At 47.8% G+C, this 19257-nt stretch carries 17 protein-coding genes and 2 pseudogenes; 9 read left to right on the forward strand and 10 right to left on the reverse strand.

Annotated elements, in window-relative coordinates:
* Positions 1-2 precede the first annotated feature (2 nt).
* From SC206_RS05850 to SC206_RS05865, 4 genes are all read left to right on the forward strand, one after another.
* Entirely contained in the window at positions 3-431 is a 429-nt protein-coding gene (locus SC206_RS05850) for a universal stress protein (protein ID WP_332735099.1), read from the forward strand.
* 14 nt (positions 432-445) lie between these two features.
* Positions 446-1726, forward strand: coding sequence for a phosphopyruvate hydratase (gene eno / locus SC206_RS05855; RefSeq protein WP_332735102.1), 1281 nt, complete (start codon positions 446-448; stop codon positions 1724-1726).
* A 341-nt stretch (positions 1727-2067) separates the two neighbouring features.
* The gene (gene crcB, locus SC206_RS05860; RefSeq protein WP_332735104.1) at positions 2068-2448 is read left to right on the forward strand and encodes a fluoride efflux transporter CrcB; all 381 of its coding nucleotides are present in this window, start codon (positions 2068-2070) and stop codon (positions 2446-2448) included.
* Positions 2449-2683: 235 nt separating this feature from the next.
* Positions 2684-3148, forward strand: a complete 465-nt coding sequence (locus tag SC206_RS05865) for a hypothetical protein (RefSeq protein ID WP_332735106.1) — start codon at positions 2684-2686, stop codon at positions 3146-3148.
* A gap of 212 nt (positions 3149-3360) precedes the next feature.
* Here the strand turns inward: SC206_RS05865 and SC206_RS05870 are convergent, their stop codons facing one another.
* Entirely contained in the window at positions 3361-4740 is a 1380-nt protein-coding gene (locus tag SC206_RS05870) for an RES domain-containing protein (RefSeq protein WP_332735108.1), read from the reverse strand.
* 115 nt (positions 4741-4855) lie between these two features.
* Between SC206_RS05870 and SC206_RS22065 the strand changes: the two are divergent.
* Positions 4856-5335 (forward strand): annotated as a pseudogene (locus SC206_RS22065) (DDE-type integrase/transposase/recombinase); the annotation flags it as partial.
* Positions 5336-6414: 1079 nt separating this feature from the next.
* Here SC206_RS22065 and SC206_RS05885 read toward each other — a convergent pair.
* The 5 genes from SC206_RS05885 to SC206_RS05905 form a co-directional block, all read right to left on the reverse strand.
* A complete protein-coding gene (locus SC206_RS05885) occupies positions 6415-8109 on the reverse strand; it encodes a hypothetical protein (protein ID WP_332735112.1) in 1695 nt (564 codons plus the stop codon).
* A gap of 84 nt (positions 8110-8193) precedes the next feature.
* Entirely contained in the window at positions 8194-8880 is a 687-nt protein-coding gene (locus SC206_RS05890; protein WP_332735114.1) for a hypothetical protein, read from the reverse strand.
* 9 nt (positions 8881-8889) lie between these two features.
* Positions 8890-10332 (reverse strand): ATP-binding protein, encoded by a 1443-nt coding sequence (locus tag SC206_RS05895; RefSeq protein WP_332735115.1) that lies wholly within the window; start codon positions 10330-10332, stop codon positions 8890-8892.
* Positions 10333-10337: 5 nt separating this feature from the next.
* On the reverse strand, positions 10338-11441 hold the full coding sequence (locus SC206_RS05900) for a hypothetical protein (RefSeq protein ID WP_332735117.1): 1104 nt from the start codon (positions 11439-11441) through the stop codon (positions 10338-10340).
* A gap of 194 nt (positions 11442-11635) precedes the next feature.
* Positions 11636-12529, reverse strand: coding sequence for a LysR family transcriptional regulator (locus SC206_RS05905; protein ID WP_332735120.1), 894 nt, complete (start codon positions 12527-12529; stop codon positions 11636-11638).
* 131 nt (positions 12530-12660) lie between these two features.
* Between SC206_RS05905 and SC206_RS05910 the strand changes: the two genes are divergently transcribed.
* On the forward strand, positions 12661-13542 hold the full coding sequence (locus SC206_RS05910) for an MBL fold metallo-hydrolase (protein ID WP_332735121.1): 882 nt from the start codon (positions 12661-12663) through the stop codon (positions 13540-13542).
* Between the two features lie 13 nt (positions 13543-13555).
* Positions 13556-14533: an alpha/beta hydrolase gene (locus SC206_RS05915; RefSeq protein ID WP_332735123.1), complete on the forward strand. Its 978-nt coding sequence runs from the start codon at positions 13556-13558 to the stop codon at positions 14531-14533.
* 313 nt (positions 14534-14846) lie between these two features.
* Here SC206_RS05915 and SC206_RS05920 read toward each other — a convergent pair whose 3' ends face one another.
* The 4 genes and pseudogenes from SC206_RS05920 to ftrA form a co-directional block, all read right to left on the reverse strand.
* The gene (locus SC206_RS05920) at positions 14847-15386 is read right to left on the reverse strand and encodes an AAA family ATPase (protein ID WP_332735127.1); all 540 of its coding nucleotides are present in this window, start codon (positions 15384-15386) and stop codon (positions 14847-14849) included.
* Between the two features lie 244 nt (positions 15387-15630).
* Positions 15631-16524, reverse strand: coding sequence for a dihydrodipicolinate synthase family protein (locus SC206_RS05925; protein ID WP_332735129.1), 894 nt, complete (start codon positions 16522-16524; stop codon positions 15631-15633).
* Positions 16525-16545: 21 nt separating this feature from the next.
* Positions 16546-16800 (reverse strand): annotated as a pseudogene (locus tag SC206_RS05930) (hypothetical protein); the annotation flags it as partial.
* A gap of 314 nt (positions 16801-17114) precedes the next feature.
* Entirely contained in the window at positions 17115-18107 is a 993-nt protein-coding gene (gene ftrA / locus SC206_RS05935) for a transcriptional regulator FtrA (RefSeq protein WP_332735180.1), read from the reverse strand.
* Between the two features lie 95 nt (positions 18108-18202).
* Between ftrA and SC206_RS05940 the strand changes: the two genes are divergently transcribed.
* Both SC206_RS05940 and SC206_RS05945 read left to right on the forward strand, forming a co-directional pair.
* Positions 18203-18637, forward strand: a complete 435-nt coding sequence (locus SC206_RS05940) for a rhodanese-like domain-containing protein (RefSeq protein WP_332735131.1) — start codon at positions 18203-18205, stop codon at positions 18635-18637.
* Between the two features lie 59 nt (positions 18638-18696).
* Entirely contained in the window at positions 18697-19161 is a 465-nt protein-coding gene (locus tag SC206_RS05945) for a GNAT family N-acetyltransferase (protein ID WP_332735133.1), read from the forward strand.
* Positions 19162-19257: the final 96 nt, after the last annotated feature.

A 19257-nucleotide genomic window follows, 5' to 3' on the forward strand; every position in this document is an offset into this window, starting at 1 on the left:
CGATGCCAATGTATAAGCACGCTCTCATATTGCTCAGTGATGAGTCTGACGGTCAGTTTCTGCTCCAAAGTGTTGCGCAAAGTTTTCATGAGCAAGGAACGGTGATCACCCTTGGGCACCTCACGTCGGATTACCGTGAACTCGATATCGCCTCCGATTCTTTAACCAAAGATCGCCAGTCTGCCGACGTCATTGACGCAAAAGCCATGTTGAGCCGGTTAGTGGAGTCAGCCACTTTTCCCGTTGATGTAAAAGAAATTGTTACGATCAATCGATTTCGGGACGTTGAAGCCTGCGTCACCGGGGCGGGCATTGATCTGGTCATTATGGGGCACAAAAACAGGCTGTTCGGAACACTCTCCTCCCATTCTATCGAATTCATCAACCACCTGACCGTGGACGTGTTGATTAAACATATTATTACTTACTGATACCCGAGGTTTATATGAGTTTTATTATTGAGAAAATCGTAGCCCGTGAAATACTGGACTCACGGGGTAATCCAACGATAGAAGTCGATGTCATAACCCAATGTGGCGCGATGGCAAGAGCCTCAGTCCCTTCCGGTGCCAGTACTGGTTCGCGTGAGGCAATGGAGCGCCGCGACGGTGATAAAGCACGCTTTGACGGAAAGGGTGTTCTCAACGCTATTGAAAGCGTTAATTCCGAAATTTTTGACAGCCTTAAAGGGCATGATGTTCGTGATCAGCGTGGCATCGATAACATCATGATTGCTCTGGATGGAACGGACAACAAAGCACGCCTTGGGGCAAATGCTATTTTGGGCGTGTCACTGGCCGTATCGCGGCTAGCAGCTCAGCTATCCAATACGCCTTTGTACCGCTACCTTGGGGGAATTGGGGCTACTCTTCTGCCGGTACCCTGCATGAACATTATTAATGGAGGAGTTCATGCCCGCGGGCAGGGGGCTGACTTCCAGGAATACATGATTGCCCCTTGCGGAGCGCCAACATTCAGGGAGGCTGTGCGCTGGGGAAGCGAAGTATATCACTCGCTCCGCCAGGTTCTTTTGGAAAAGGGGCTGTCGACGGGGGTTGGAGATGAAGGTGGTTTTGCACCTGTCGTTTCTTCTAATCGTGAGCCGCTGGAACTGATCGTTCTGGCGATTGAGAAAGCAGGGTACCGTCCTGGTGACGACATTGTCATTTGTATGGACCCGGCATCCAGCGAGTTCTATCGTGATGGGAAATATCATCTGCGCACAGAGAATGCCGAGCTGACCTCGCAGGAAATGACTAACTATTATCAAACATTGGTGAAAAACTTCCCGATAGCCCTGATTGAAGACGGTCTCGCTGAGGATGACTGGACGGGATGGAAAATTCTTCACGATACGCTTGGGGAACAGGTGGAACTTGTCGGGGACGATCTGTTTGTGACCAATGTGAAATATATCCAGCGCGGTATTGATGAAAATCTTGCCAACGCCGCATTGATTAAACTCAACCAGATTGGTTCCCTGAGTGAAACCTTTGACGCGGTTCAACTCTGTCATGACAATAACTGGGGGGCATTTATTTCTCACCGTAGCGGTGAAACGGTGGACAGCTTTATTGCCGATATGACAGTAGCCATGCGTGCCGGCCATCTTAAAACAGGGGCGCCGTGTAGGGGGGAGCGTATCGAAAAATACAACCAGCTCATGAGAATTGAGGATGAGCTGGGTTCATCGGCGCAATTTGCCGGACAGTCTGCCTTTAAATGACCTTATTGTGCCAATCACCCCGGCTTACACGTCGGGGTTATTCTGGGGGTATGATGAAAGCTCACGTTTTTGTTATTTCTATGCTTACTGGCATTGTCGTCACCTACGCCGTGTTACTCCTTGGTTGCTTGTTCATCGGTAAAACGCTCCCCACTGTAGGTGTTGTCATTCTGTCACTTGTCATGGGGGCTTCTGCTCAGCAACTGTCGAGGGTATTAATGTCAAATAAATAGGACCTCCCCTTATCTTGCATGTAGTCAAAGGATATACATTAACAATGTCAGCCAAATGAGGACATATCCTGATATTGTTACGATAAAAAATTATTTTATGAGGGGTACATGATTAAATCGCTTTTTGCCGTCATTATCGGCGGTTCTGTTGGATGCACTCTGCGCTGGTTACTGTCCACACGCTTTAACAGTCTTTTTCCAAATCTACCTCCAGGTACACTGGTGGTGAACCTCCTTGCCGGATTAATTATTGGTGCTGCGTTGGCGTACTTTTTACGACAACCACACCTTGATCCTTTTTGGAAATTAATGATAACAACGGGCCTTTGTGGAGGTCTGAGTACTTTCTCTACATTTTCTGTTGAAGTATTCGCATTACTCCAGGCGGGAAATTATATATGGGCTTTGACGTCTGTACTTGTTCACGTCATTGGCTCCCTCATCATGACGGCTTTAGGCTTTTTTATCATAACCACATTATTCGCATGAGAATTCACTTACGTTACAGGTTTATCAACTAATGTGACGCTTAGGATGGAATTTCGCTCCATTGACCTCAAACCCGTCTACTTGGTATGCGTTTCATTGGCGCTCAGTCTCGATGACGACTGTAATGACTGTAAACGCATTACCTAACATATCAATATAAACAATGAATTAACCTCTTGGCGTGGTTTTTTACATCACTGGCCCTCAAACCCCATCTAGGGCTAGTGAGAAGAAATTGTCTTTTTTTGATAAATACAAAGATGTTATTTTGGGGCGGAGTTCTGACTTTTCAGATTTTGCAATTTTCTTTGGGTTGTTTAAACCATTAAAATTGACACCATCAGAAATGCTAAAATATGGCCATAACCTCTATGGTCATCCTTCGGGATATGCGAATCCTTTCTTTGGTCGAATTTCATGGGGTGAATTAGAATCATCCGAATGCTCGGTGAAACAGATTGTAATTGGTGCAGCAATTTTTCATATTCTAGCTTTTAAAGGTGATTTGCATAGAAATCGCAAGAAAGCTTTAGTTAAGGAATATTTAGAAAATTGCAAAGGAATGACTCTCATTAGGAAAAATAAATCTAAAGTAGATGTAATGCAAACCCCCAAAACCTTTTTTGACTCAATGAAGAATCATATGCTACGTCCAGAGGTTGAACCATATTTGAGAGAATTATCCCAAAATATCAATTAATTTTTTCTCACGCATTTTGATAATAGGACCTATAGGATGTTTGTACTTCATTCAAGGTCCGATCTTCGCTCAAAGCTGACGTGTCTGTCTACCAATCTGTCCGCTTGGTATCAAGGGACGCCAGTAACGCGATATCGGCGACACAGGGTGAGTTCCTTCCTTAACTGTCCTCACATCATCTTTATAATGATTTACCCTGATATAACGGATGATCAGAAGTCCATCAGGTCATCGAATTTCTCAGGTGGCTCTTGTTTTTTAACGCTATCTCCCTGATGAATCTCCGTCTCACTTGTTCTGTATTTTACACCAGTAATTTTATGATAAGTCATACTGTTGGTTTTCATCAGTAGTGCATCATTTGTGTCATGCGAGGATGAAAATGAGCCCATATATCTCGGTTTTATTTGTTCCTCAACTATCAATTGAATTTCCGGAACAAAAGCATACTGGTCATCTTCGATGTGTTCATACATCTCAACATTATATCGGCGAGATTTATCTGCGGCATGCCTGACGCCGGAAGACTTATTAAACAGAACGACATTATATCCTGTTTCAGCATCCTCACCGTTGGCATCTACCTGGGTAGATTTAAAGCTGACACCATCAAGCTTGAATTTATTTCGGTCACTGAGGTAATCGGCAACCACTTGGGTGATGAGGTAATCACTGTCCTGCCTTTTTCCAAAAGTAGGAAGCGTCAGCTTCCGGGAAAGCGTACTGAAAAAAATCGTGCGCTCACTGGTTTTGCGAGTCTGAGGATCAAATTTACTGCCTAAGCCGAAACTAAGCGAGTCAAGGGCAGAAATGTCCAGCACTTTTAGCTCGCGTAACGGTACAAAAGAGGCTGTCACTACAATACTGCCGACGGGCGGCCTTACTTCAGCAATTGCCAAATTCACTGAGGTTGCACTGTAAAATACTGAAATCCCCTGTGCGTTCATACGGCCCGACCGCGCCAAAGTTGGTGGGGGAGGCCCAAAATTTTTCTCGGGCTGCTCCAAGGCTTGCTTTACTTCTTCTTGGTCCTCAAAGACCCTTGCACGAAAAAGATGAACCTCATCAGTCAGAGTTTTTATCGGTGAATTACTGTCTCTGTTTTTAAGTTTATCGATATCACTGAAAAGTGAATCCAGGAAATCATTAACTTCACGGTTAAAATATCGCGTTTCTTTCATAAGGGAGTTAGTGGCTTTACTCCAGATATGCGCAAGCTCCCCGCTAGAGTGATTTATATGCCGATAAACAAACCCATCATTATACCGGATGTAGTCATAATCGTTATGCGGATTATATTCATCACAAAGATATTGATAAATATCTTCAGCTACGTCCCATTCGACGCCTAGTTCTCCGCAGATGACATCCTGCGCGCAATCACCGCGCCCGGAATCATAGATATCCTCATCCATATCATAGTAGTATTCAAAAACCTCGTTCATCATCTTGAGGATATATTCGAGGTGAATATTTCTACGCTTCCGTTTGCAGTATGAGCAAATCTGATCGTTATTTCCGGTTTGTCTTATTTGCTGCATGACATATTTATCATTCACGCATTTATGACAAATATACTTATCTTCCCACATTTTTTTACCCACTAATGATCAGCTGATACAAGGTCACTTTCCTGCAATTTTATAATTAAATCAAGCATGAAACATCCCTTCTCACCTCATTGCTTTCAGTGTAAAAATAAATGGAGTAATGGACATAACTTGCATCCGAAATCATGAAGGTTGGCTGTATCTGGCCTTGGTTGATGACCCGTTCTCACGCAAATTGGCTAGCCAATGTAACCCTGGATCACAAAAGATGTTGTCCTGAATGCGCCTATGATCGCCGTGTGGAGACAAAATCCTCAAAAACAGGTGTTTCTTCATTCTGAACAAGGAATCCAGTACACAAGCCATGAGTGGCAATAGTTCCTGAAATCACAGTGACTGGAAGGCAGTATGAGCCGTCGTGGTAACTGTCACGGCAACGCAGTTGCAGAAAGTTTTTTTCCAGTTACTGAAGCAAGAATGGATTAAGAAAAGATCTACGAAACGCGAAGAGGCCCGTAGTGATATTTTTGATTATATCGAAATATTTTATAACAGTAAGTGTTGGCTTGGTTCGAGTGGTCGGATGCCAGCGACCGAATATGAAAAGCAATATTATCAACGGCTAAGAAGTACCTAGATTATTCGTGGAGACTCATATTGATTGATGCAGGATCGTATTAGTAATGCGCTGTACTGATAATAATTACGAACTTCCGCTCCTCGCTCTAAGCGGACCATGTCGTGCGCATGTCCCTCTCTTCCAAAGGCAGACGTTGCTAACCTATCAGTCATTAGAAGCTATGAATTAGCCCCTGAAATTGGATGATCTTGAAGGATTGAACTGCAAAACTTTTGAAAAAATGGCTGCGTAGATTTTGGAAAAAAGAACCTCTGAAAATGAAAATCCATCATCTCAAGAGGAGGCGCGATAGCACCTTCGTTACAATAGGTAGTGCCTGATTCAATTATGCTAACAAACAACTAATTACAAGTTATGAGAAATTGCTGGTTTCTAAAGAGATGGATTGCTTTTTATAGAAAGCATCGGTTAAGCAGAAATAAAATTGTAAAGATAGTGGATAATTCGCAGGAGATAAGGTGTGTGAAACGAAACTCAAGATTGATAGTTAGTAAGAGAGAAATTGGGTCTCCGAAAAATTGGCACGAAGACCCGATGCTGCTCTGTGTGTAATCTTACTTTTTATACGGTTACAGGGAATAGTCGCTAAAGCAGGGTAGCTATCGAAAACAGACTTCCTGTAACACACACATTTTACTATTAATTGAAATGTCCGCAAAAAAGATACTGCTGATAACTGTCATCAGTAATAATTATCAACAAGTTGAGTCTCCATCCAGAGAAAAATCACGAGCTTTCAATGTTAGATCCGAGAATTTTTTGCGTTGCAAGAAGGGACATACATTTTTCCGAAACAAGAATATTTCACTTTCGCTCAAAGCGGACCTTGCTTCACCCTCTGTATGCTTTGTGTCAGTTGCAGCCAGTAGGCAAGCCCTATCTGCTCAGGAAACAGCTTAGCGCAGGATATTTTCCGTTTTCCGAGCTGCCCCCTGGTGTATGCCCGTAAACTCCTCTTATAATCAAAATATAGGCTAGATTTGTCTACGGGCTCGTTGGTACTCTTTTATGAAAATTTTGAATCTGTCCGACACAGTGAAATATCAAACCATATTTCTGTTGATGCTAATAACGCATTAATCTTTCAAATAGTCACTAAGATTTCTAACACCTTTCTCGAATGCACCTCTGATTATCATTTCTATAATATGAGTATTCCAATCATTGATGTATGAGGCGGAGCTGTAGGTTTTTTTGTCATGTTTTGAGCTAATAATGAATTCACCATTGCTGCTTGAAACAACAACATCGAACCATCCCACACGAACTCTCTCTGTCGAGCCAAAGAATTTATGTTTTAGCAACGTAACACCAGCATCATCTATGATAAAGCTACCGATGGTGATTTTTTCTCCATCATCGAGATTCTTTAGCATATTGATGAGTAATTTTATGCCCACAGCACGCCACAGAGCGTTCTGGAATCCGTTAAACACTTTCTCATCTTTAAGTGTAATAACGGCACCACCTGAATTATTCAGACCATAGGCGGAGGATAAGGAGTTGGTAAAACCAATGGTGTAGGTTGTACCCGTCGGCACCCCATTCACCGAGTTACGAACAGCACCCCAGCGCAGAGCGTTGATATCGTCCAATGAATAATGTCGTCCATCCCAGTCAATTCCTGACGGTGAAATAGAAAGTTTATCTTTGAAAACTCGTCCTACTACTGCGCTGAAGGTAATGGATTCATTCCATTCATCATTTTTCATTTGCTCTTCAACTCGCTCGACATGGAACTCTGTGAGTGCAGCTTCGTCTTCTTTCACTTTCTCAATAAATTGAGACAGTTCAGAGAATACTTCAAGTTCAATTTCTGTCAGGCGCGTAGCTGCATCGAGCATGCCATGCTGATTGTACAATTCGAGTGAGAGGTTACGCAGTGACCAGGCGAGTTGGACGCTTTTCTCGTGATCGATTCCACGCGCTTTAGAGCCAAGCTGGATAGGTCGAGTGAACCTGTCCCAATTTTTTGTCAGTTTTTCCAACGCATTGAGTAACGGTAAAACTGACTCTTCGCCATCCGGGATTTGTTCACGAATTTTCAAGATAACTCGTTGTATGTTGGCATCTTCTTTATCAAGTACCGACTGAATTTCTATATCATAAGCATCAAGTAGTTCATTTATCAGCTCTGGCGCAGCCACATGTCCTTCTGCGGTCGCGTAACGGACTGTAATCGCCAATGTCTCAAGTAAGGTTTCTGACGGCAGTCGATTCAGGGCATCTTTAATGACACCATTGTAAATTCGCTTGCGCTCGTAGAACTCTGTCTCAATAAGTTCGCCACTCATGACGCTTGTGAACCCAGACCAGACGCGATCATCATTGATCTGTTCTGTTATCTGTTCCAAATCGCATTCATCGACTTGTGTCGCAAACTCAAGAATAAACTCTGCCAGGTAGTCAGCCGCGTATTCACATGAAACCGCGTCAAAAGCGGCGGCCATCAAATTGCAGTGCGCAAGCGAAGGGAGATTTCTTTCTCTCCGAACTGACATAGTATTCGACAGTAAATTGTCCAGTAAACGATTTGCGCGATCGGGCGAAACGCCAGGTAGCCAGGCCATCTCTGCTGCCACACGATTTTTCGGATTCGTCAGCATGCTTCGGGCTCGTTGGCACTCATCAGCATCATGCAGCAAAGATTGCTGCTCAGCTTGCTCAACAATAGTTCTTCGATCATTTCTCACCGTGATCCCTAACACTGCAAACGGGTTGCTATGCAAGGATGACGTAGTTAAAGACGCCTCATCTGGTGTAAAAGACATTGCAGTTTTCCCTAAATTGACGCCACAAAAGGCGGTTAAAGCCGTTTCATGGTTAGGTATTACGGTGTATTGCCATTGGTTGTATTAGAACCTAGCACGCCCTTCATTTTGATAGTCATACTGCCTTTGTTGTACGTCGCGATTGGCACTATCATAATCGTTTTGATGGTAGCGATAGCTAGAACAACGCGCATTATAGTCGGCAATATATTCGTTAAAGAGTTTTGTGTCGGCGTTACTTTGAGGATTGAGTACCCCCCTGGCCGCATCAAGGCGAATACTCTCCGCAAGGCAGTATCGTATTTGCGCGCGACTTAGGACTAGGTTTGTCCCTACAGGTGGCACCTGGTCAATCGGTGAAGCTTCGGGCTCGGGGGCTGAAGAGTTGCTTGCTGTAGACGAGGTGTCGTTAGCGGGTAAGTAAGTCGAATAATTGTTGGCTGAAGTAGAAGACGGCGGAGCATCAACCGGGCGGTTTGCCAACCAATAGACTCCCGCAATAACTGCAAAGCCAATGATCCAGTTTCGGCTTTTGTTGTTAGGCTTTTCTGGCGCCGCAGGCTTTTGATACTGAGGTTGCGGCGAAGATGTACTCGGTGAAACTGAGGTTGTGATGACGGCACGGGTAGCTACAGCCGCTTGCGGTTTTGAGGTTATTCCCACATCGCAGATTTCCTGCGTTACTATGTCATCTACATCCGACACCATAGAGGCGAGCCCAGCGAAGCCCATTGGGCGCTTATTGTTGTTTTGTTTATGATAGTCCTGCACCTTGTCCCCTTAAATGAATCCTATCCGGTATTGTGAGTCATCTTTATCACTACGTGATGTCGTGGCGTCCAGTGCCGCTTGTAAATATTCCTGTGATACCCTGGATTTCCCCGACCGGACAGCCAGACGAGCACCTTCTCGCACCATAAAGCTGATATCTGAAAGGGGCCGATACGCCATTGCAGAAGCTAAAGCAACTAAATCCAGATCGTCATCTTTTGGCAATTCCGATAGCAGATTTTCCAGCAACGCTTGAACTTCTGATTCGCTGGCGTAATCCACTTTTATTATATGGTCAAAGCGTCCACGCCTTAAAATGGCCGGGTCGATGATATCTATGCGGTTTGTCATCCCCAGAATGAGCACTTGGTGGCTCTGCACTTGCGGTATGCGACGTAAAAACTCAGCCACTTCTTCCACGCGATGCTGGTCACTTCCCCCTCGACGGTCGGCAAGGAAAGCATCCATTTCATCAATGACAATTACCGCGGGAGCTTGCTCAATTGCTTTATCAAAGATCTCAGCAATTTTTTTTCTGGTATCATGGACATAGGGGCTCGCGACACTCGAAGCATCTATCTGAAAACACGGCCAATCCAGATATTCTACCAGCCGCTCAGCCGCATACGTTTTGCCACAACCAGGCGGCCCATGAAGGACCACTGAGGCCGGAAAGCCAATCCTCATCATCGCGTACTGTTCGCTATTGCGAAATATATCGATGATATGTTCGTTAAAAAAAGTGCTCAGATTTGGTCGTCCTGCGAGTTCAAAAGGGGCTATGTTGTTAGCACGTTGAGCAGCTTTTATGCTTCGCTCTTCGCATTGTTTTTCAATCCTCCATTGTTCCTCATCGCTTTCGCCATTATTTGGTTTAAAAGCGTTCTGTGAAGCCGTTGAATTAAAGCCAGCGGAGCCAATAACATCAGCCAAATGATTCGAGCTCAGCCATGTCAGCACCTGCTTTAATTGATCAGTGGCACGAATGGAAATTCTCATCCCGCCAGTCAGCCATTGCCCGAGAACCACGTCGTCCGCAATAAATGCCTCTGAGCTATAAACGGGAAGCAGTCTGCAAAGCTTCTCTACATACAACGCATCATGCAGAGATGATGATGCATCAATGTTTCGCGTCGCTTTAAAGGCTTGAGCAAAAGCCAGTGCTTCAGCTTTACTGTCAGGCGATTTGCTTAGGTTAACGGGACACAAAGCAGAACGTTGAACATCAAGTATTAGATGGAATTGTTGCGAGCCATACTCGAAACACTGAAATTGTCCCGCTTCAATGATCCCTGTAGAAAGCCAACGATGTCCGAGTGAGTCGAGTACAATCAGTGCCCGACTTCGCTCAACTGTCTCGATAATCTGCCAGCCTTCCCCTTCGAAAAGTGTAAAACGAAGTGTTCTTCCATCGAGTAAACGGAAGCCTACAGGCAGCCAGGGTACAATCACTTTGCTTATCCCCGCAGAATATTCGCACTAGCCATCAACTCGTCTTCGTCACCAGAAATAATCCTGATAGAGTCCAACTGAAACACAACATCTCTGAGTCTCTCAGCATCATTGCTCGCCAGAGCCTGTTCGCCTGCGACACACAATTGCGCATGCTCATGGGTATCCGGGAAAAGATATTGGTTTTGTGAAAGCCATTTAAAGCGATCAGAAATAAACCAATCCTGCTGCCAAAGAATGCTGAAGTTTTTGTTGCGCAGTTCATTAAGGAAAGTTTCAAAATCAGGATTTTTAGCATCAATTGCGCGCTGAGCGGTTTTCGCCAAGTTATCAAATGATAATGCTTCAGAAGGTCGGGCATATTGACGCAGCATCTCACCAAAAAGTGACACCACTTTACCTAGCTCTAGTTGCCTGATAGTACTCAGATTGTTTTTTCTCGCGATCGCAAGGAGGCGCTTCACCTCTTGAATATCATCCATCGCCTGTTTGGCAGTCTCAGGATCTGTTTCGCCCATCTGAATAGCCTGCGCTTGCTGCAGTTTTTCACGAGCCTGGATTAGCTTTGGATCATCCACATTCGCCTCCATTTCATCAAGACGCTGTTGAATGCTTGCAGCCTGCTCGGTAATTAATTTAGAAGCACTGGAGTAATCTATTTGAGCATCTTGTTGCGAATAGAAGTTGCGCCCACTATGGAACGAGCTACCGATAGAAGGGATTGACACATCAAGGGCGATATTACCGGAATCACGAATTTCATATTCACAAATAAGCTCGGCACCTGTGCCAATCATATCTTCATCAACATCCGATCCTTTTATTTCAAACATACCAATGAAGCGGTTATCGTTGATAGGGTCAGTAATTTCACCTTCCCAAAGTTTAAATTTTAATGAATTTACGCTACCCGCCCGCAAAGTTTCTTGTGCTTTAAACGTGACGGTTCCTCTCTTCGGTAATTGGTCACCTTCGCGTACCAGATAAACAGGTACCAATGGGCCGCCAGGCTTATCACGGGCTTCAATACTGATGGAATGAGATGCAGGGATAGCATCAATACTAGCTGCGGTTCGTACGATGATGATTTTGTCTTCTTTAAGGCCCATAGGGCCACCCAATGCATCAAAAACAAAAATCTTAAAAGTAGGGGTCAGTTTGGATATCGAAAATTATTGTACGTTAAGGTGGTTTTTGTACCTCTGAGTAGTGGTAGAGCTTGACCACTTTGACAGGCAGCCTTGAGCGAACAGCGGGCATTGGTAAGCAAATATTGGTAGGGTTTATTCATAAGTTTAAAATTTCACTTTAGAAATAATCTAATTACCCAATCAATGAAATAACGGACTTTTGAGGGAAGGTGTCTGCTTTCCGGCCAGGCAATATGCACCGAAACAGTTTCGCCTCGCCAGGCAGGGAAAAGTTCTGTGAGCTGGCCATTTTGCAATGCCTCATCAACCAGGAAGCGATAGGTTGTTACCACACCAAGTCCGGCCAGCGCGGCGGTTCGTGCTGCCGTAGAGTCATTCACGGCAAACTGCCACTGCCCGGAGATAGCCACCGTTTCTTTCGGGGAGAACAACAGTTGTTCAAAAACGCGGCGGGTCAGCGGCGAAACGATTTGCACCAGCGTATGTTCCTTCAGTAAATCCCGGGGATGCAGCGGCGTCCCGCGTTGCTGCAGGTAGCCAGACGAGGCGCAGGTAACCATATCCAGTGTCCCCAGAGAGCGGGCAATCAACGCGTCATTCTGCAGATCCCCCACCCGAATGACACAGTCGATGTTTTGCTGAATGAGGTCGATGGTTTTGTTACCGACGCTCACTTCCACCTGCACGTCCGGATAACGGGCCAGGAAGTCAGGCAGCGCGGGGATAATTTTGCAGTACGCCACTGCATTTGGCATTTCCACCCGGATTTTTCCGCGTGACGCGACTGAAGAAGCCTGGATACTGCTGGCCAGAATTTCAGACTGTTCGACAAGCCTGACGGCCCCCTGATAATAGGCTTCTCCCAGTTCCGTCATCGTCAGCCTGCGTGACGTCCGGTGGAGCAGCTTTACGCCCAGACTGGATTCCAGTGCCTGAATCTGCCGGCTCACGGTGGATTTGGGTAAATCCAGCAGATCGGCAGCCCGGGTGAACGACCCCGAATCTACCACTCTGATAAACGTTTTGATGATGTCCAGCTTATCCACGTCTGAGGTTCCTCTTCGTATATCGTCCCATTTTTAGCAACCTTACTTTCGCATCCGGTATCTTGTTCATCAGACGCCAAGAGGAGAGTATGGCCTCACTTTAAGGCCGCTCGCAAGGTAAAGGTAGCAGAATGAGTAACGTTATTTCTTATCAGGTAGGCCGGGCTAAGATCACCAAAATCCCGGAAATGGCAATCCCTGAAATCCCCGGAGCATCCCTTTTCCCGCAATGGAATACCGAAGAAGCCGACACTGCGCTGGCAGGACTGTCTGAGGAATTCTTCAGTCCGGACGGAAGCCAGCTGGCTATCAGCACCCACAGCTGGCTGATTGAAACCGGCACCCACACGGTGCTGATTGATACGGCCTCCGGCAATGGCAAGTCGCGCCCCTCCAACCCGGGCTTTCACCAGCTGGATACCCGCTGGTTTGACAACCTCAGGGCGGCGGGTGTTGAGGCCGAAAAAGTGGATTTCGTGCTGTTGTCGCATCTGCATGTTGACCACGTTGGCTGGTGTACGCACCTGGAGAACGGCGAATGGGTACCCACTTTCCCGAACGCCCGCTATCTGTTTTCTGCCGCTGAATATGAGTTTTACTCCAATCCGGACAACGTACAGGATCCGAGTAAGGGTATTTTTGCTGACAGCATCGACCCTGTCGTGGCGGCTGGTCTGGATACAAGGCTTGCAGCCAGCGAAGCATCTCCCATTCCCGGCTTTCAGCTGATCCGTACGCCCGGCCACAGCCACGATCACTATTCCATCAGCTTCACTTCTGCGGGAGATCAGGCCTTTTTCTGGGGCGACGTCATGCATCACCCTGTGCAGATCAGAAAGCCTGAATGGAGTTCTGTGTTTTGTGAAGCGCCTGAAATGGCCACGGCGTCGAGAAAGCAGGCGATGAACCATGCACTGGCCCATCAGGCGCTTATCTTCACCACCCATTTTGCCGGTTCGTCCGTCGGGCGGATCCAGCAGGATGCCAGCGGCCTGACATGGTTACCTCAGTAACAGGAAAATTATCATGAAAAATGACGAAATATTAAACGAAAGCTTTTTTATTCCTTCGGACACCAGCGCGATACAGCTGCATATTCTGCACAAAACGCTGGCAACGCGTGAGAAGGCCAGTGAAGCCAACACCGTGGTGATGATGCACGGCGCAACTTACTCCTCCGGCAGCCTGTATGACACGGAACTGGAAGGGGCTTCATTTATGGATGTACTCGCCCGTGCAGGATTCGACGTCTATGCCGTGGATGTCCGGGGTTACGGAGCCTCAACCAGACCGACTGAAATGCTGTCTCCGCCTGAGCTGAATGCGCCTGCAGTACGTACGGATGTCGCGGTGAGGGACTTTACCAGTGCGGTCAACTTTGTGCTGCGAACCAACGGGTTATCCAGAACGAACATTATCGCCATGTCGTGGGGAGGCACCGTGGCAGGTACGTTTACGGCGCAAAATCCTCACAAGGTTCGCCGCCTCGGGCTGATTGCACCGCAGTGGCTGAGTAATAATCCGGTGCCGCTGGATAGCGGGGGAGTGCTGGGATCCTGGCGGGAAGTGGACGCCTCGGCCGCCCGCACCCGTTGGCTAAGCGGAGCGCCGCAATGCAAACGAAGGGACCTGATCCCCGAAGGGGGTTTTGAAGCCTGGATGGAAAGAACCTTGCGTGGTGAACCCGATGAGGCTTTGCGGGAAAAACACAGCTTCAGGGCGAGCAACGGCCCCATCCAGGACATCCGTGAATACTGGACCGCTGGGCGGCCTTTCTACGAACCAGCAGAAATCGAAGTTCCTCTGATGCTGCTGCACGGCGAATGGGATACCGACGTGCCAATTGAGCTGGCCCAGGCGTGGTTTTTACGTGCAACCGGCGCCGCTGAAAAGCGCTGGCTGGAGATTGGCGAAGCCACACACATGATGGTGCTGGAAAAAAATCGTCATCAGGTATTCAACGCGCTGATTCACTTTTTCAACGAACCGCTGCGCGAGGCTTAAGCTCTTCGCGTGGAATGCTATGCAGACCAACAGCAGGAAAACTCATGAAAATTAACAAATTTATGAAAGTCTGTGTGCTGGTTGGGTCGCATTTCTCAAACCAGCGAGATGGCAGCCTTCAATCTGAGTAAGCTAGCCAAAGCATGCATGGATGCAACGCGGCAGACGAAACCATCAGTGCTGGTGATGGAGCCCCGTCTGTCGGGATAAAGTAAATCCCTCCATTTTAAAAAAATTCAGAAAGGTCCGCTGTTGGCACGGAGCGGCCTGATTGAAGCAAACATGATAAATGGCTATGCCGACCGTGAATTCGTTAGCCCCCTAAATCCCAGCTTTTAAAGCATTCATTCACCTCTTGCGGAGATCTCAGCAGCAGCTTCGGCAGTGTAATCCGGTCGTAAAGCACCCTATGGCGCAGGTGGTTTAGCGGTGCAACACGGGTAATGAACTTTATCATCTGCCATTTGACATTTTCCCTGCCCGATCTCAGCGCGCCGAGCCTTGGCGCTGAGGAGTAACATCGACGAATGTATCGCAGCAGGGCCACCGTTACCGGTACATCAAGGAGGATCATTCCCGTCGCCCGGGCGAGCCGTTCATCGATGCATTTGGTGTAGTTACCCTCGATCACCCATCTTTCCTGATTTACAGCCAATGAGTGCAGGCGAAAAAATTCAGCAGGTTCACGGGGGATCCAGTTTGTGTCCGGAAGATGATGAAGCTGATCAAGATGAACGACAGGTATGGCAGTCTTGCGGGAAATAGCGTCAGCGAGCGTTGATTTCCCGCTATTTGAAGGGCCCATAATGCAGATGCGTGGACCAAGCTGTTGTAATGAAAGGGGCGAGTTCACAATCTTTCCTCTGAAAAATCTTTGCTAAGATTTTAACAGTAACAGGCCATCGCAGGGCATGCCGATGACTGCATAGCTGACTCTGTCTGTTTCTGGCACGAAGCGGGCGTTTGCGTAAGGCGCAGTCCGCTTTAAGCGAGGAACGGACCTAAAGATGTTGCTTCAAACATGCGATGATGATTGATCTCCTGCCAGGTTTCAGAAGGACCGGCAGACTGCAGGTCCTGCGGGTCCTGCGGGTAGATTACTTCAGCTCCAGCACGCTTATCACATAGGCAATATCCGCAGTATCGCCTGCTGACAACGGTTGCAGTGGACGAGGCAGGCAATCCATGTCGGTAAGCCCAAGCACACCAGCGGCAGCGGCAATAACGCGAATACTTCCGCCATGTTTACGGAACAGCGACCACAACGGCTCGAGGCGGGTTGTCAGGGCAGTAACGCGTTCATGATCGATTGACGCCGCAGCTTCTGTAATTTGTTTCGCCATCTCAGGGAACAGACCGCCACACACGGAATACCAGACTTCACAGCCAGCGTTTAAGCCAAGCCCGGCATAAGCATCGCCACTAATACCGATTGTTACGCCAGGGCGCAGAAGTTGACGTAACGCATCCACCCGCTCAGTCGCTGCAGCCTGGCTATCTGGGACGCCAGGGATCTTGACCGAGCGAACACCCTCAAGTGATGTGAGACGACCGAGTAGTTCATCCGTAAAGGTAAAATGCGTAGTGCCCGGATTATCATAGATGCACACCGGTACAGACACGTGCCGGGTAATGGTCTCGAATAGTGAGAAGACTTCTTCGTCACGGAGTGACTGGTAGCTCACTGCCGGGAGTAACAGGGCATTCGCGCCAGCTGCCTGCGCATCATCTGCCAGATGTAAAATGGCATCGGTACTGACCGACCCCACACACACCATAACAGGGATGTCCCCGGCATGCTGTTTTGCCAGAGTTGCTATGCGCTTGCGCTGCTCCCGGGTCAGATATGCGTAGCTTCCGGTTGACCCCAGGATGCCCATAGAATCAACCCTAGCTTCTGTAAGGCGGGAAAGAATATGGCTGAAACCTTTTTCATCCACGCCACTGGCGGTGACTGGGGTTAATGGAAACGCAGACAAGCCAGTAAACATAAGAGTTTCTCCTGAATGATATTACTGGTGGTGATCTTCGATGAGAACAACTTCAAACCACAGACCGGGCATCATTTTGTCAAGGCCGTCGGTCAGCATCTTCCCGGCTTCGTGAAGTGTCTCCAGCGGCATCTGTGGCAGACTCTCCAGAATGAACCACATTTGCTGAGCTTCCACACTTAAGCGAGTTCTGATCCCCTGTCGCCAGTTCCAGCGACGGCAGGTCACGCCGGTATCATCACACCAGATAACCTCGCCTTGTGAAGGATATTTTAGTCGTAGCTGAAGGTCGCACCTTATTCCTTCTTCATTACCCGATGGGGCGTTAGCAACATCCGCTTCTGGCACAAAACTGCCCATAGCAAGGATGTGGGACGGCTTTGAGCGAGTAGCGGACTCTGGCTGAACGCGCTGTGCAGTGAACGCCACCGTTTTAAATAAAAAGGCCACCTTAACTGGCTTTCCGCCGGGTCCATGATAGTTGCCCTGCTGGCATTAACGCTTCACGCCATTAAACGCCGTCATCCCAGATGAATGGATTCTGATCAAGAGGCGGTATACACATCCGGGGTTCTGGCGCATCGTTGTTATCAGCCGAATGCGCCAGTTTCCGCGCTTTTCGAAGTCTTGCTGCCAAACATCTTACGGTAGGATGAGAGTGAGATTCCCACAGATTTACGGAATGCGGCCCGGAAACTCTCTATGGACGCGAACCCACAATATTCCATCACCTGTTCGTTAAGCAGCTGATTATCTTCGAGTAACTCGCGGGCAAGATTCATTCTGGCCTGAAGCAACCAGGCTTTAGGTGTTATCCCCATTGCCTCCTTGAAACGCCTCAGAAACGTCCGATCTGACATTAACGCCCGGCCGGCCAGTTGCCTGACCGACAGCGTACTGCCGAGATTCTGAAGCGCCCACTCAACCACCGGAGCAATCTCATCACGCGGCTTCTGTGCCACAGGAGAAGGAATAAACTGAATTTGTCCGCCAGAACGTTGCGGCGCCATCACTAAACGTCTCGCCACAACGTTGGCGATATGCACACCATAATCACGAGAAATCAGATGAAGACAGGCATCAATTCCCGCCGCGCTTCCCGCTGAGGTAATGATTTGCCCGTTGTCGACATAAAGCACATTTGGGTCAACCGTTATTTCGGCATAACGGGCCGCAAGCTCGCCGGTATAACGCCAGTGGGTTGTCGCACGCTTTCCATTCAGTAGCCCTGCCGCCGCCAGAACAAAAACGCCTGAACAGATAGAGAGTAAGCGTGCCCCGCGGTGAGAGGCATCACACAATGCGTCCAGCAGTACCTGCGGTGGCTTTTCATCGCGGTTACGCCAGCCTGGGATAATGATGGTCTGCGCCTCGCTGAGCGACGCCAGCCCATAATGTGAAACAATCTGGATCCCTTCTGACACCTGTATTGGGGAAGGATCGACCGACACTATCCTGTGCTGATACCAGGGGAAATCAAACTCAGGGCGATAAAGGCCAAAAACCTCCATAGCGATCCCAAATTCAAATGCACACAGCCCGTCATAAGCCAGAATGGCGACCAAACCCGGATGTTTTAGCATTGGCGGAAAACTACCAGTTATTGTCAGGGCCGCCACTTTATCAGTTTGATGCTGCTTCTTACAATCATCAGACACTTACAAAGGAGACCTTGCTCATGCCAAGTTTAATCAGAGACATGCCACCGGCATCCCCTGCCGAATCCCTGCAGCACTTCAGCCGCCGTTTAGCTTTTGAGACTGATTGCTCCGATGTTTACCAGAGCCAGAAAACAGGCCATGCAGACTATGTGTTAGTGGATGTCAGGAGCAGTGAGGCTTTTTTAAAAGCGCATGTCCCAGAGGCGATCACTCTCCCGACGCGCTCCATCACTGAAGAGCGGATGTCCGCGTACCCACGCGATACACTGTTTGTGGTTTACTGTGCCGGCCCCCACTGTAACGGCGTACACCGTGCCGCAGTCCGTCTGGCGAGTCTGGGTTTTTCGGTAAAAGAGATGATCGGTGGCCTGACCGGCTGGGTTGACGAAGGACTTCCCCTGCAGGGAGAATATGTTCCCGCCTCTGCCGATGGATTCTCCTGCGAATGTTAAATCCCTCTATTACTCTCCGGGCAGCGTTACCCGGAGATGCGCCTGATTTGCTCAGTTATATGCGTTCGCTGGCAGATTTCGAACATTATATCAACGACTTTTATGTCGATGAAAAATCGCTATTAGCGCGCGCATTTGGGCCACAGCCTGAATGCCATATTTTTGTCGCAGAGTGCAGCGATGGCATTATTGGTTATGCGGTAGGGTTGGTTATTCCTTTCACTTACGATTTAAAAAATACGCTGGTCTTAAAAGAGTTTTTTGTGGATTCAGGTTACCGGGGACAAGGCGTCGGCTCTGCGCTTTTTCGCCACGTGGTTGCCTGGGCTCTCACTGAGGGCGGGGGACGACTAAAATGGGATGTGCTGGCCGGAAATCAGAAAGCGGAAACCTTTTACAAAAAGCATGGCGGTTGCCCTGACAGTAAGTGGATACCTTACGTCATGGATGAAGTCGCGTTAAACGCGGCTGCCGGACTGAATAGTGAAGTAAAATCGCAGGTTAAAAAAATAAGTTCAGAGTAAGCGAAAAGCAGAATCCTTTATCCATTGGATAAAGGATTCATCTCACCCGCTACCGTTCAACTCGCTGAGATAATGATGCCTGACGAGTCTTACATC

This window comes from Rouxiella sp. T17, assembly GCF_036663475.1.
Lineage (GTDB): Bacteria > Pseudomonadota > Gammaproteobacteria > Enterobacterales > Enterobacteriaceae > Rouxiella.

Coding starts and splice junctions, on each gene's coding strand:
- SC206_RS05945 (WP_332735133.1), top strand. CDS start 18,697: ATGCGTTCGCTGGCAGATTTCGAACATTATATCAACGACTTTTATGTC.
- SC206_RS05925 (WP_332735129.1), bottom strand. CDS start 16,524: ATGTTTACTGGCTTGTCTGCGTTTCCATTAACCCCAGTCACCGCCAGT.
- SC206_RS05915 (WP_332735123.1), top strand. CDS start 13,556: ATGAAAAATGACGAAATATTAAACGAAAGCTTTTTTATTCCTTCGGAC.
- SC206_RS05885 (WP_332735112.1), bottom strand. CDS start 8,109: ATGTCTTTTACACCAGATGAGGCGTCTTTAACTACGTCATCCTTGCAT.
- ftrA (WP_332735180.1), bottom strand. CDS start 18,107: ATGCTAAAACATCCGGGTTTGGTCGCCATTCTGGCTTATGACGGGCTG.
- SC206_RS05940 (WP_332735131.1), top strand. CDS start 18,203: ATGCCAAGTTTAATCAGAGACATGCCACCGGCATCCCCTGCCGAATCC.
- SC206_RS05870 (WP_332735108.1), bottom strand. CDS start 4,740: ATGTGGGAAGATAAGTATATTTGTCATAAATGCGTGAATGATAAATAT.
- SC206_RS05850 (WP_332735099.1), top strand. CDS start 3: ATGCCAATGTATAAGCACGCTCTCATATTGCTCAGTGATGAGTCTGAC.
- SC206_RS05910 (WP_332735121.1), top strand. CDS start 12,661: ATGAGTAACGTTATTTCTTATCAGGTAGGCCGGGCTAAGATCACCAAA.
- SC206_RS05900 (WP_332735117.1), bottom strand. CDS start 11,441: ATGGGCCTTAAAGAAGACAAAATCATCATCGTACGAACCGCAGCTAGT.
- crcB (WP_332735104.1), top strand. CDS start 2,068: ATGATTAAATCGCTTTTTGCCGTCATTATCGGCGGTTCTGTTGGATGC.
- eno (WP_332735102.1), top strand. CDS start 446: ATGAGTTTTATTATTGAGAAAATCGTAGCCCGTGAAATACTGGACTCA.